This window comes from Shimazuella sp. NTD247, from assembly GCF_059510415.1.
Map to the genome: position 1 here is coordinate 768,956 of NZ_JCAJZU010000001.1, position 13,475 is coordinate 782,430.

The 13,475-nt window shown below is 40.2% G+C and carries 15 protein-coding genes; 1 reads left to right on the top strand and 14 read right to left on the bottom strand.

From position 1 onward, the window contains the following. Nucleotide 1: 1 nt before the first annotated feature. Both AC5WOC_RS03825 and recA read right to left on the bottom strand, forming a co-directional pair. Nucleotides 2-634 (bottom strand): regulatory protein RecX, encoded by a 633-nt coding sequence (locus AC5WOC_RS03825; protein ID WP_496054043.1) that lies wholly within the window; start codon nt 632-634, stop codon nt 2-4. Then, nucleotides 631-1,731, bottom strand: a complete 1,101-nt coding sequence (recA, locus tag AC5WOC_RS03830; protein ID WP_496054044.1) for a recombinase RecA — start codon at nt 1,729-1,731, stop codon at nt 631-633. Before recA ends, AC5WOC_RS03825 begins: the two co-directional genes overlap by 4 nt. 236 nt (nt 1,732-1,967) lie before the next feature. On the opposite strand from recA, the gene AC5WOC_RS03835 reads away from it, so the two are divergent. Beyond that, nucleotides 1,968-2,282, top strand: coding sequence for a metal-sulfur cluster assembly factor (locus AC5WOC_RS03835; RefSeq protein WP_496054045.1), 315 nt, complete (start codon nt 1,968-1,970; stop codon nt 2,280-2,282). Between the two features lie 90 nt (nt 2,283-2,372). Here the strand turns inward: AC5WOC_RS03835 and AC5WOC_RS03840 are convergent, their stop codons facing one another. From AC5WOC_RS03840 to AC5WOC_RS03895, 12 genes are all read right to left on the bottom strand, one after another. Beyond that, on the bottom strand, nt 2,373-2,747 hold the full coding sequence (locus AC5WOC_RS03840; RefSeq protein ID WP_496054046.1) for a hypothetical protein: 375 nt from the start codon (nt 2,745-2,747) through the stop codon (nt 2,373-2,375). Nucleotides 2,748-2,969: 222 nt separating this feature from the next. Continuing rightward, entirely contained in the window at nt 2,970-3,344 is a 375-nt protein-coding gene (locus AC5WOC_RS03845; protein ID WP_496054047.1) for a hypothetical protein, read from the bottom strand. A 1,042-nt stretch (nt 3,345-4,386) separates the two neighbouring features. Continuing rightward, nucleotides 4,387-6,051, bottom strand: coding sequence for a DEAD/DEAH box helicase (locus AC5WOC_RS03850; protein WP_496054048.1), 1,665 nt, complete (start codon nt 6,049-6,051; stop codon nt 4,387-4,389). Continuing rightward, nucleotides 6,048-7,301, bottom strand: a complete 1,254-nt coding sequence (locus AC5WOC_RS03855) for a competence/damage-inducible protein A (RefSeq protein WP_496054049.1) — start codon at nt 7,299-7,301, stop codon at nt 6,048-6,050. Before AC5WOC_RS03855 ends, AC5WOC_RS03850 begins: the two co-directional genes overlap by 4 nt. 11 nt (nt 7,302-7,312) lie before the next feature. Next, a complete protein-coding gene (gene pgsA / locus AC5WOC_RS03860) occupies nt 7,313-7,897 on the bottom strand; it encodes a CDP-diacylglycerol--glycerol-3-phosphate 3-phosphatidyltransferase (protein ID WP_496054050.1) in 585 nt (194 codons plus the stop codon). A 249-nt stretch (nt 7,898-8,146) separates the two neighbouring features. Then, complete coding sequence (locus tag AC5WOC_RS03865; protein ID WP_496054051.1) at nt 8,147-8,938, bottom strand: helix-turn-helix domain-containing protein; 792 nt, start codon at nt 8,936-8,938, stop codon at nt 8,147-8,149. 57 nt (nt 8,939-8,995) lie between these two features. Continuing rightward, entirely contained in the window at nt 8,996-10,651 is a 1,656-nt protein-coding gene (locus AC5WOC_RS03870; RefSeq protein WP_496054052.1) for a helix-turn-helix domain-containing protein, read from the bottom strand. Between the two features lie 75 nt (nt 10,652-10,726). Further along, nucleotides 10,727-11,326, bottom strand: a complete 600-nt coding sequence (locus tag AC5WOC_RS03875; RefSeq protein WP_496054053.1) for a helix-turn-helix domain-containing protein — start codon at nt 11,324-11,326, stop codon at nt 10,727-10,729. A gap of 16 nt (nt 11,327-11,342) precedes the next feature. After that, nucleotides 11,343-11,714, bottom strand: coding sequence for a helix-turn-helix domain-containing protein (locus AC5WOC_RS03880; RefSeq protein ID WP_496054166.1), 372 nt, complete (start codon nt 11,712-11,714; stop codon nt 11,343-11,345). A gap of 23 nt (nt 11,715-11,737) precedes the next feature. Continuing rightward, nucleotides 11,738-12,493: a DUF3388 domain-containing protein gene (locus AC5WOC_RS03885; RefSeq protein ID WP_496054054.1), complete on the bottom strand. Its 756-nt coding sequence runs from the start codon at nt 12,491-12,493 to the stop codon at nt 11,738-11,740. A 248-nt stretch (nt 12,494-12,741) separates the two neighbouring features. Beyond that, the gene (locus AC5WOC_RS03890) at nt 12,742-12,990 is read right to left on the bottom strand and encodes a DUF3243 domain-containing protein (protein WP_496054055.1); all 249 of its coding nucleotides are present in this window, start codon (nt 12,988-12,990) and stop codon (nt 12,742-12,744) included. Nucleotides 12,991-13,143: 153 nt separating this feature from the next. Next, entirely contained in the window at nt 13,144-13,455 is a 312-nt protein-coding gene (locus tag AC5WOC_RS03895; RefSeq protein WP_496054056.1) for a hypothetical protein, read from the bottom strand. Between the last annotated feature and the right edge of the window lie 20 nt (nt 13,456-13,475).

Genomic DNA, 13,475 nt, shown 5'->3' on the forward strand with positions numbered 1-13,475 from the left:
ATTAATCCTCCTGATCTCGTTTGATTCTTATATGTTGCAATGCCTGACGAACAAGATGCGATGCAAATCCCCGTCGCAATAAATAAGATCCCAGCCGGCGTTCTATTGTCGGCCAATCTTCTTGATAAAGACGCGAATAGCGCCTCTCGGCGACTTCTGTCACCAACTGGCGCTCTTCCCGGTAATGCTCTTCTTGAATCACTTCATCTATGTAATCAGACGCAATACCTTTGCGCTTCAGTTCCTGCTTTAATCGATTAATTCCTAGTTTTTTACCTGTTTGTCTTTCTCTGATCCAATTAACTGCATATTGTTTATCATCCAAATAACCTTGCTGCTTCATAGAAGCTAATACAGACTGAATCAAAACCTCGTCAAATCCCTTTTGTAATAAATGTTGCTTTGCCTCCATCATTGTCCTAGGGCGATAACTGACATAGCGAAAAAAGGCTTGAGTCACATGGTGCCGCTCCCCAGCCTCTGTAATTTCCGCTAAATCAGCAGCTTCTATCTCCATACCTTTATGTAATCCATACTTGACTAAAACATCCTCATGGACAGAGAGTATTGACTCCCCATCCACTTGGATTTCATACCGTTTCTGTTTTTGTCTTACAATCGAGGAAATAATCACTTGAGATCAAACAGCGGAGCAGATTCTTCTTCCGCTTTCTCCTTTGCTTTGCGGCCACGTTTTGGCTTCTCTTCTTCCTCAGTTGCTGCAGTCTCTTGTTCTACCTGCATAATAGGCAGCTCATGGTGAGTACGAATTTGATTCTCAATTTGGACAAAAATGTTTTTGTTTTCTTTTAAAAACTGTTTGGCATTTTCTCTTCCTTGACCCATGCGATCTCCGTTATAAGAATACCAAGCACCGCTTTTATTGACAATCTCCAACTCGGTTGCAATATCTAACGCACTGCCTTCTCTGGATATCCCTTCGCCAAACATGATATCTACTTCTGCTACTTTGAACGGAGGAGCTACTTTATTTTTGACTACCTTAATTTTTGTACGATTCCCAGCAATATCTGTCCCCTGTTTGATTGCTTCTGCGCGTCGAACTTCTAAGCGGACACTAGAGTAGAATTTCAACGCACGACCACCAGGTGTGGTTTCTGGATTTCCAAACATAACGCCAACTTTTTCACGAATTTGGTTAATGAAGATGGCAATTGTTTTGGATTTATTGATAGCACCAGACAACTTCCGCAACGCTTGTGACATAAGTCTTGCTTGTAGACCTACATGGGAATCTCCCATTTCTCCTTCAATCTCTGCTTTTGGAACAAGTGCTGCTACTGAGTCAATAACAATAATATCGATCGCACCACTTCGTACCAGCGCCTCAGATATCTCCAGTGCTTGTTCTCCAGTGTCTGGCTGGGATAACAGCAAATCAGAAATATCTACTCCTAGTTTTTGCGCATATACAGGATCTAAGGCATGCTCCGCATCGATAAATGCTGCTTGTCCACCGTTCCTTTGAATTTCTGCTATAGCATGTAGAGCCACAGTGGTTTTACCTGATGATTCTGGTCCGTATACTTCGATAATTCGACCACGAGGATATCCACCAACTCCAAGAGCAATATCCAAAGCAAGCGCACCACTGGAAATGGTCTCGACTTGATGGGATGTTTCATCTCCCATTTTCATAATCGAACCTTTCCCGAATTGTTTCTCTATTTGTCTTAAAGCCATTTCTAATGCTTGTTTACGATCTGACATATGTATAAACCGCTCCCTTTGTGTTATAAAGTTAGAATCATTGCATTATTCTTACTTATTTTTTGTTTGTCTAGATAGTTGTAGGAAGTAAGAAGTCATTCATCACTTTCATCTTCTCTATCATAACTTGTTTTGAAATGGATAACAAGCCTTTTCACGAACATTTATTCTATAAAATTAGCAGAGCAATAGAAGTTGACGATATGTGGTAATCTAATTTTATAGGAGGTGGACAGATGGATAAAGAACAACTCAGAAGCCAAATCATGGAACAGCTGGAAGAAGTCAACGATCCTGAGTTAAATATTGATATTGTCAATTTGGGATTGGTTTATGATATTGCTATCAATGACAGTAACAATGTAAAGATCACGATGACCTTGACAGCAATGGGATGTCCATTAGCGGGTATGATCAATGGTCTTGTTGAAGATGCTGTTCGCAAAGTAGAAGGCGTCAATGAAATCGAAGTAGATATTGTATGGGATCCACCTTGGGATAAAAGTCGTATGTCGCGTTATGCCAAAATCGCCCTTGGGATTCCTGATTAAGTAAAATCCCCCTAACACCTATGTGCTAGGGGGTGTTTTTTTCTATTAGCAGACAGCAACAAAATTCATGTCACCATCTACTATGGGGCACTACTCATTCAAATCTTCTTTTGGAAGCCAGTGAATAAGCCGATTGAGAACCATCTTGTACTGTTTCATCTCCGGTACCGAATGTTTAAACTTGTTTGGTGTATTCTTTAGAATCTCTTCATGAAGGCCTTTCATCTTTTCCAGCCGATCACGAATAGTACCCAACGACACTTGATCATGTGATGTCGTCAGCTTTGGGGAACTTTTTTTTAGCAGTCCTTCTGTCGTGGAAACAAAAGCATCGATTGCTTTTGTAACATTGTTTAGTTCTTCACAAAAAGAATCTTGTGTAATTTTCCTTTTCCTGATGAAGCTTTTGACAGCGATATCAATTTCAGTCTGACGATCGAAGATATCTTGAAGTACGGCGTGCAAAACTTCCTCCAACAATAGTTTTAGAATAGACAATATTAATTATAAGTAATGTTTCGTTTTATTTCTATGCAAATTCATACACTGGCTTTTACATGAAACACACCCCAGCACATTGCCTTTTGTGCAAGGGTGTTTATCTATAGAAATGAAATTATATTCCAGCAGAGTAGTGCGTGATCAACTGATAAAATCAGGATCACACCCTACTCCAGCCACTGTGACTCAGAGGGACACCTTGAGCCAAGCGATGGTGTTCTCCAGCGTCTGGATACTTCCGTCGTACTCCCGCTGGGTGATGCTGGTCACACTCTCCGATGACCACCAGTCCGCGCTCTTCAGATCGATGATCTGCTGAAGCTGGGAAGCAGCTTCCTTCCTCTCCCCCGACCAGACACTGAGCGGTTCGGAGTTCATGATGATCTTCTGACAGAAACTGGCGCAGACCCACAGATTGAGTCGGAACACAGCCTGAGCCTCGGTAGCGCTCTTCATCGTCTCGGCAGCCAGAAGCACTGCCCTGGCCATGAGACGGATATGGTCCACCATGTCCTCTACGTAGAGCTCGACGTTTTCGCCAAGGCTCGGGTGACTGCTCACAGTGACCTCCACTTTACTTGAACGGATAAGATAAATATAACATATTATTCGAAATCTACATACAAAAACCCTCCTTTTTAATATAAAGGGAGGTTGTTTTGACTTATTTTAAATTACAAATGTAATAGAACATGCATGGACTGGATCCTCTAAAGAGAGGATCCAGTCTGTCAGAAACTAAAGATTGCGGAGACGTCCCTCCAGCTCTGCAATCGCAGCTTCAGTCGCTGCGACCAACTGGGAGTTCCCACTCTTCCGGAATGCAGCTAGCTCCTGCCGAAGCTCACCAAGGCGCTTTCGGACGGCACTCTTATTAGTGAGATCGATGCCCGTCCCCGTCGTCTTATCCTTAGATCTCTTAAACTTCATCTCTACCTCTCAGGAATCCGACTCTGACAGTTCTCATTATAGTTAAAATCAAGGGAATAATCAATTATATCTGATGGAAAATATGAGAAGATAGATAATAGACAATCCAGAAGTTAAATCATGGAACAATTAGAGGATCAAAGATCTTTTATATTGGAAATATGAAATAGTGCAAAAATTGCTCTTGATATCAGTATGAAGTAAAACACCCCAGCACTTGTTTTGTGCTAGGGTCATATTTATCAAACATATATTATTGACCATCGGAGCAATCGCAGTCAACCGATAAATCGAAACTACAAACTAATCTCGCTGTAGTGTCAGCGCTTGGAATGAAACCAGTCAAGAACTGCCCGCAGCCTCAACTATTTCGATTAGCAGACGGTGTCATTTATAGGCATGAAATGATATACCAGCACCGTAAACCCTCACCACCTCTCGAAAAGCCGGCTGAATTCCCGGCACGTCACCCAGTTCGGTGATCGACATGACAGCTTTGGTATGACGTTCGAGAAGCGTCAGAGCCTTCGAAACGGGAAAATCCACAGTGGGACGAAGCTCAGGTGGCTACTCATAACGACTCCTTGATCATAAACGGACAAGTTACTTATTTCGTAGCATATTGCGAATAAATAAAACACATCTAAACATGTAGATGTGTTTTATTGGGAAGTTAGCCTCTTGCATTTACTTCCGGTCTGCGATTTCGATTGTAATTATCTCTAGAATCTCGTGAATCTCTTGTAGTTGGTCTTGGTGCACTGGTTCTTGGTCTTGCAGGTTCCATATTTACCCGCATTCCATTGATACGTGATTGCTGCAATGCTTCATAAACAAATGGAGCGATTTCTTCTTGAACTTCTACAAAGGAGAAACGATCATAAATGTTGATGCGTCCAACTTGACGCAGTCCAATGCCAGCATGGTCTGCGATCGCTTTTGCCAATTCCTGTGGACGAAGATTGCTATTGCGCCCTACATTGATAAAGAAACGAACCATGCCTGGTGAAGCTCCTGTTTCACCAAAATTGTACGATGCATCACTTGCTTTGTTAAAACGTTCAAAAAAAGTGAGATAAAGGGAAGCTGCCGCTACCTTCTCTGGAGAGAACCTGCCGGATAGTTGTTCAATCATATCTTCAAACAAGGAAAGATCCGCTTCTGAACGGATTGTCTCTTCGATTTGTGAAATCCAGCTTTGCTGTTGCTTTGCTGCTACTTCTTCCAATGTTGGCAGCTCACGGGATACAAGTTTTGCACCTGTTTCCTGCTCAATCAATCGCAGTTGCTTCATTTCCCGAGGAGTGATCAATGTCAAGGCAATTCCAGCACGTCCTGCACGTCCAGTACGACCGATACGATGTACATAGCTCTCCACATCTTGTGGAATATCATAGTTGATAACGTGTGTTACACTACCAACATCAATACCGCGTGCAGCTACATCCGTTGCAACAAGCAGCTCTATCTCGCCTTGACGGAACTGTCCCATCACACGATCACGTTGTTGTTGTTGAAGGTCACCATGGAGCCCACCAGCTAAATAGCCGCGCACTTGCAGTGCTTCTGTTAGATCATCCACACCTTTTTTAGTACGACAGAAAACGATTGCCAATTCAATCTCTTCACTATCTAATATTCTGCACAGTGCTTCAACTTTCATATTTTCTAATACACGATAATATACTTGTTGAATCATAGGAACCGTAACTTCACCTCTATTAATGGTGATATACTTCGGTTTTCTCATATATTTATGGGATAACTGTCGAATTGCTGGTGGCATAGTTGCAGAAAATAGTAAAAGTTGACGCTGACCAGGTAGAAAGCGCAAAACGGTTTCAATATCCTCAATAAAGCCCATATCTAACATTTCATCCGCTTCATCTAATACAATCACTTCTACCCCATCGGTTTTCAGGGTTCTTCTCCGTAAATGATCCAATAAACGTCCCGGAGTCCCAATAACCACATGTACACCTTGCTGTAATGCCTTAATTTGTCTAATAATAGATTGCCCACCATATATAGGCAATGTTTTCACTCTTTTTGGTCTACCGATCCGTCTTAATTCTTCAGAAACCTGAATAGCTAGCTCACGAGTAGGAGTTAGAATAATACTTTGCACACGGTTGTCTGATGGATCAATTCGTTCTAAAACAGGGATGCCAAAAGCAGCAGTCTTCCCTGTCCCAGTTTGCGCTTGACCAATTACATCTTCGCCACGTATAACAGCAGGAATACACTCCGCTTGAATAGGGGATGGTTCTTCATAACCAATATCTTGAATCCCCTTCATAATGTCACTACTTAAATCAAAATCCTCAAAACGTTTCATATCGTAGTTTCACCTTTCTTTAATCGCTCAAATAAGAAGAACAATGCATGTTTTGCTGCTGATTGTTGAATTCGTTTTCTATCACCTTTTAAAGAGAGCTGAAATACAGTTGTCGAATCCCCCGCTTGAGCTAAACCGATGTAAACAAGACCTACTGGTTTTCCTTCAGAAGGATCAGGACCAGCGACACCTGTTACACTAATAGCAAAATCAGTTTGAAATTGTTTGTTTGTTTTTTCAGCTAACTGCTTTGCGGTTTCCTTACTCACTGCACCATGTTCTCTTAGCACTTCATCGGAAACACCAACAATATGATCTTTTATCTCGTTGGTGTAAGAAACAATTGCTCCTTTAACAGCACCACTTGCTCCAGACACAGTAGTCAACAAATGCACAAGTAAGCCACCAGTACAACTCTCTGCAGTAGAAATACACTTTTTGGCATCGAGTAAACGTTGAATGACCACTTCTTCCAGTGATTCATTTCGTTCGCTGTAACAGTAATCCCCGATTCTGGAAAGTATATCCAAACGAATGGGTTCAATCAAACTTCTTGCTGTTTCTTCTGTCTGTGCATGAGCAGTTATACGCAGTGTAACACCTATTTCTAGTGCATATGTTGCTATAATAGGATTGTCATTATCAGTAATCAAATCTTTGATTTTTTCTTCCAAAGCAGATTCGCCTATTCCAAAAAATGACATCGGATGTGAATAGATGATCTCTTCCTTTGGTAATAGTTTTTTTAAAAATGGTAGGATTTGCGAGTCAAACATTGGTCTAAGTTCACCGGGAGGACCAGGTAATAAAATATACGTAACTCCATCTTTGGTTACGGACAAACCTGGAGCAGTACCTTTTTCATTGGGGAAAACAGTTCCAGAGGGAAAAACCAATGCTTGTTTATAGTTACTTAAAGGAATAGAAGAATTTCGATTGCTAAAAAATTTTTCTAAATGTTGACGCCAGTTTTCATCTTCAACAAGCGTCTCACCAAGCACATCAGCTAACGTCTCTTTTGTTAAATCATCAAGCGTAGGTCCCAAACCACCACATAAGAAAACCAATTGAGACCTGTGATGCGCTATCTGTAACATTTCTGCTAATCGGTCTGCTTCATCTCCAACGGAAGTATGATATGCAATATCAATTCCAAGAGGAACACATGCACGTGAAATATAATGAGAATGAGTGTTTAGTGTAAAACCTAGCATGAGTTCTGATCCAACTGTAATTACTTCTGCTTGCATGAAGCAACTCCTTATCCATTTTTAGTTAGGGAGACAATTTTCCTATTCTTATAAAAATAGTCGAGTCCTGATAAAATGGTGATAATGACAGCTAACCAAGTAGCGATGATGGAAAAGGGGAAAGAAAAGTTAGAAAACGGGAAATTATTCAACATAAGTGATACAATCGCTACGATTTGTACGATGGTTTTTATTTTGCCAAGTGTACTCGCTGCAATGATATGCCCTTCTGCTACAGCAATCAAACGTAGTCCCGTCACGGCAAACTCACGGCTTATAATGACAATTGCAATCCATGCTGGGAGCCGCTGCATGTCTACAAGAGAGATAAGAGCAGCGGTTATGAGTAATTTGTCGGCAAGCGGATCTAAAAATTTCCCTAGATTCGTAACAGTTTTGTTTTTTCTTGCTATGTAGCCATCCAAACCATCTGTTACCGCGGCAATAATAAAAACAAATGTAGCAATCAACTCACTAACTCTAAGTGTTACCACACCAAGTCGCACAATCCCAAAATCAAAGCGAATCAGTAAAAAAATCATCACTACAGGCACAAGAAAAATACGTACTAATGTTATTTTATTGGCCAAGTTCACCAACAACTACCTCCCTGGTCTACTTCTCTTGGCTGGGAAGGGAGATGAAGATAAGCCGTTATCCCGATGCCATGGGTTTATTGTACGAACATAACGCGCACATTTTTTATTTAAGAAACATTCTCAGTCTTCATCACTATTATCCACTATTTCCAATCAAAATGTAAGAACTAAAAATCGAGAAAGCAAATCCTTTCGTAAGTATAAACTACAGCAGAGAGTGATGTCAAAATCTCGATATGCAAAATATTAATTTGTTACAATTTTAAATTCATATGCTGTTCCACTTTTTTGAGTTTCTGTATCAATAATAACATCATTTACTTTTAATACTGCATTACTCGGATTATCAAGATATACAAACAGCCACTTTTTTCCGCTCAGATCAAAAGATTCGCTCTTTGATAATTCTTTACTAGCTAAAATATTTCCTTTCTTATTATCTTCTCGAACTCGAAATGTCACATTACTTAACGATTGTATTTGAAGATGAAGGCTTTCAGCTTGAGAAATATACCAAGTCTGAGAGTTTTCAGTTGGAGACGAGGCTTTTTGAAGTGCAAATATCGGTCTTTGTGTGTTTACTACAGGAGTAGGCACGATTGCTTTTTGCGATTGTGGATTTATGTCAGCTTGGCTTGGTTTTTCATTCAAGACGAAAAACAATACAAATCCTACTATCAGTACAATTGCTATGCCTCCAATGAAATAGTATCGATACATGTACAAAAATGTATTCGATGATTTTTTCGTTCGATTGGTTCGATTAGGTAAAGATTGCTTTCGGCTTCCTCTAGGAGCAAATGCACTCTGCTCTGTTGTTTTTGAATGAAAATAACACTCAATAATCGGATTAGGATCAATTTCTAGGAAATCTGCATATGCAAAAATATACTCTTTTACTTTCTGTTCATTCATTTTTAATAAATGGAAATTTTCGTTCTCCAATGCTTGTAAATATGGTACTGGTATCGATAAATGATCAGAAATATCTTTTAAATTGAGAAAAGACATTTCACGTACTTCTTTCAGCTGATTCACCAAGTCTCTCCCCTATCTGTATATAAAAAAGAACAGCCCAAAAGAGGGCCATTGCTCTTATTTTTTCACAATGTGTATTACTCTGCTTGATGCAACAGGCGTACCATTAACAGTAACTTTTATATTATCAGGTGAACCTAAAACAATATAAAGGTCTGGAACACTGTCAAATGTATGATTATATTTTAATGACGCATCCTTACTAGTTAAAGTAACATCTTTTATATACTTTTTAGGATCAGTCGTAGGTGCTTGTCCCGTACGAATTTGAACCCATGAAGTTCCTGACGGATTTAACACTACTTTTGCAGTATTTGTACCAGTCAGAGTATATAGACCAGCAGATTCTTTCACAAGACTACCTTCGCTAGTGGCTGTATTTTGCGTTTGTTGCGAAGGAGAGACTGGTTGTTGTTTTTGTTCTGATTGAGTCTGAGTGGAAACAACTTCTTTTGTATTTTTATCTTGACTTTCCTTTGTATCATCACCTGACATGAGATACACTGTTACTCCCCCAAGTAAGAGTACTGCAACTATACAAGCGATCATCACACGACTACTAAAAAATCCAGATGCCTTTTTAGTAGGTCGATTTCGCATGGAACTTCTGCTTAATGATGAGACGCTCGATTCTTGTGATCCTGATACTTCTTTAAAACCTTCGGTAGTTCGTGAACGAGAAGTTCTTGATTGTAATGAAGTCTCGCTCTTCTCATTTTCCATCCGTCTCGGTTCTTCTGATTCTGATTGTACTTTGGAAAACTTGTTCGTCATTGTAGGCAATGTCTGTGAATTGCGGAAACGTGTTGACCGAGATAATGATCCAGTTTCTTGATTCACTTGATTCGGCTTCGTTTCTTCCAGATTAGGTTTTGTGATTTGATTCACAGTTTGCTCTGGCTGCGTTTGCTTTTTCATCGCCAATGTACGTGACAATGTAGGCGATTCTGAATTTTTATTCAACCTAGACGGAACAAATTGTGCTGAGCTACTCACCGTCGATTGCGGTCCTGTTACTTGTTTTTTTAGTTTTGACGTTTGTGATTTGGTAATAGATTGTTCGCGTTGTTCTGTGTTTGTTGTTTTTACTACTGGATTTTCATTAGTCGCAAATCTCTTTTCTTTGGCCGTATTAGACGAATCACGGGTTGTGAGTGCTTGCGATGGTATCAGAGAAGGGAATTTGCGTTCTGGTTTCGCTTTACTGGAGCTATTGGAAAGAACTTGTGGTTTTAATGTCTTCTCCAATTCCTCTCTTCTCTGCATCGTCGGAAGTTTGCCTGTATTTGATACAGGATTAGCAATCGTTAATGCTGTCTTCGCCGTTGTACGATTTGCCGCAACCGATGGTTTTGTGTTTTGGGATGTAACAGGCATTGCTCCTGTAAATCCAAATTTATGCATACCTGTTTGACTCAATTTATTCAATTGCTCGGTCAATTGAGTTGCATCAAATTGACCTGTCTGATATCGCTCTGCTTGTTCCTTTTTCCGATATTCACGTAAAATATAATGCGGCTCTACTTTTACGCAATTCGCGTAAGAGCGCAGATAGGTACGCACATAAAACGGACTAGGTAATTTATCAAAATCGCCCTTTTCAATCGCTTCTAGAAATGATTTTTGAATTCTTGTTTTCTCTTGTACTTCGTCGAGGGACAGTCCTACCGACTCTCGGGCTTGTCGAAGAAAGTTACCGATTTCGACAGACACCCCAGCCACCTCCTGAAAGGTTGTACCGATGAAAATCGAAACACACGTACAACCGACATGAAATTGTCATAAATTTTATCTGAGCATAACACTAGTTTCTGAGACTGTCAAAGGTTTCACCTTGTCAGATATTTCTGCAACCTTTGAAGTAGTCGCATGAAGGTAGAAAACAATGCCAGAAGCAATTAACAGCAACAGAAAACCTACTATTAACATTACATTATAAAACTTTGCAAACCCTGAATCTTTGTCATTTTTCTTCTTTCTCGACTTTTTATTTTGCGATTGTTTTTTAACAGTTGCACGTGACATGGTTACCATCTTTTCCGAAGTGCGTCCAAAATCCTTCTTTTGACTTCTAGAAAGAGTAGTTGTAGCTCCAGAATTTTGAAGCTCCTGTTCTCGCTGAACCCTTGTTGTTCGTGACAATCGCTCTGTTTGAATTTGGTTTTTTTCTTGATAAATTTTATTTATTTTTCTGGGATCGAGATTTACATAAATTGAGTATTTGCGAAGATATGATCGAACATAAACAGGACCCGGCAGGTCACCAAATTCCCCACGTTCCATCGCCTTTAAGTATCTTAGTTCTATTCTTGTAGCTTCAGACAATTCCTCAATGGAAATACCTAACTGTTCACGTGCTGATCGCAAATGGTATCCCAAGTCTTCCAAAATTTTCATCCTCCCTCTACTGAAACAACATGTAAACCATACCCATTATCAGGATAATAGCTACAATAAACCAGAGAGAAGAAATCTTCTTTCTTTGCGCTGGTGACCGCTTAGGTAATTCTACTGCTTCTGTCTTTGGTCTTATTGGCGCGGGTGACTGCGTTTGTGTTTGCGCGGCGTCGAAAAGTTGCATCATAGAATTTATATTGAGATGAAGATATTTCGCATATGTTTTCATAAATACGCGTGCATAAAACTTACTGGGTAGAAGATTATACTCTTCTGTTTCCAATGCTTGCAAATATTTTTTCTCAATGTTCGTGAGGTCTGCCATATCTTCAAGCGAATAGTTCTTTTTTTCACGCGCTTGTTTCAAATACTTACCCACGCCAGCCAAGTGCATTATCCCCCTTAGAAATCCTGATCCAGCTCGTCGAGCGTAATGGTTTCTGATGAATCTTGTTTCAATTCGATAATGTAATCAAAATCATCCAGCGAATACTCTGTTTGTTGGACAAAAACATCGGGATGTTCAATTACTTTGGTTGCGTTTAAGCTCATAATTTCACGTAATAACATCTGATGCTCCTCATCGCCTCTGCGAGTAGACATGACACCATCAATGATGAAAACCCTTTCCTCCGAAAATTCATCTCTTGTCAGTCGATTTCGCATTGTTTGTTTTAACAAAGTAGAGGATAAAAAAATCCATCTTTTATTAGCACAAACGCTTGAGGCGACAATTGATTCCGTTTTTCCAATCCGAGGCATTCCCCTAATTCCTATTAGTTGATGCCCTTTTCTTTGAAATAGCTCTGCCATAAAATCAACCAATATACCTAACTCTTCTCTAGTGAAGAAGTAAGTACGCATATCTTCAGACGAACGCTCTAAGTATCTACCATGTCGAATCGCAATTCGATCGACTAACTTAGGCGGTCGAAGTGCTGTTAGTGTAATGTCTTCGACTTGTAACAATATATGACGAAGTGATTCGATCTTATCGTGGTTACTCGTTTCCAGCAGTAATCCACGTCGACGATTTTCAACACCATTAATCGTGATAATATTGATAGCAAGCATCCCTAAAATAGAGGCAACATCACCTAATAAACCTGGTCTATTTTTATGTATTTGGTACTCCATGTACCATTCTTGACTTGCCATGATACCACCTCTCAAAGGAATGACAGGCTTCATGAGCTATAAACATAAGTATAGCACATGTTCTGAACTCTCGAAAGAGATCAGCCCTATAAAACTCTAGCGTCAACGAAGAAAACCAAATAATAAGTAAGGGAATTCCCCGTATTATCATAAGTTTACCGATTTATGATAATATTGTGTAGTCCAATTCCTTACAATTGCTAAAAGAAAACGTCTGACATCCTTTTCTAGAATGCCAGACGTTTTGCTTATTTATGATCGACTAATTTCACCATTAATTCAGCCATTACACGTTGTTGATTTTCGTCAGCAACATCCCACAATTCTTTTAATAAACGCTCTTGTTCGTTTTTCGGATCAACATCTTTTGCTAAGTAATCGCCAATTTCATATGCCAAATCATGGATGGTTGATTGATCCATTCCAAGATTAGAAGCTTGCTCTACACGAGCTTGTAAAAACTGTTTCCATTCATCAAAGTTGTGCAAAACTGTCATGACATCTTCCTCCTAATGTGAGTAACATTCTAAAAGTAATATCACCACATTAAAAGGAAATTATGCATACAAAACCTATATTTAAAACAATTGATTTTTCGGGGAGTAACTACTGTCAACCGATACGATCGGGACAGTAGTACTCCAACACAGCTATGCTCCCGGCGCGGGAGGCAGACATTCGAGGATTTTCTCGAATGCGGGGATGAACTGCTGCCAGTCCTTCCCTCCTGCCTCCGACTCGTCGTAGAAGCGACACAACCGGGCTGCCTCACATACGTGATAGTGAACCGGAGTGATCGAGTATGACTCGTCCTCCGAAAGCAGCTGCTGCGGTGTCTCTGCCCAATCCTCTGCCAGAGCGGCGAAGCCCTTAACCAGGGAGAACAGGAGATCTGTTCCGCCATCAAGCGCGGCGATACGAATCGATCCGCCGATCTTCTCCATGGTGCTCATGCGGATCATGAAACCTCCTAATAACAGGA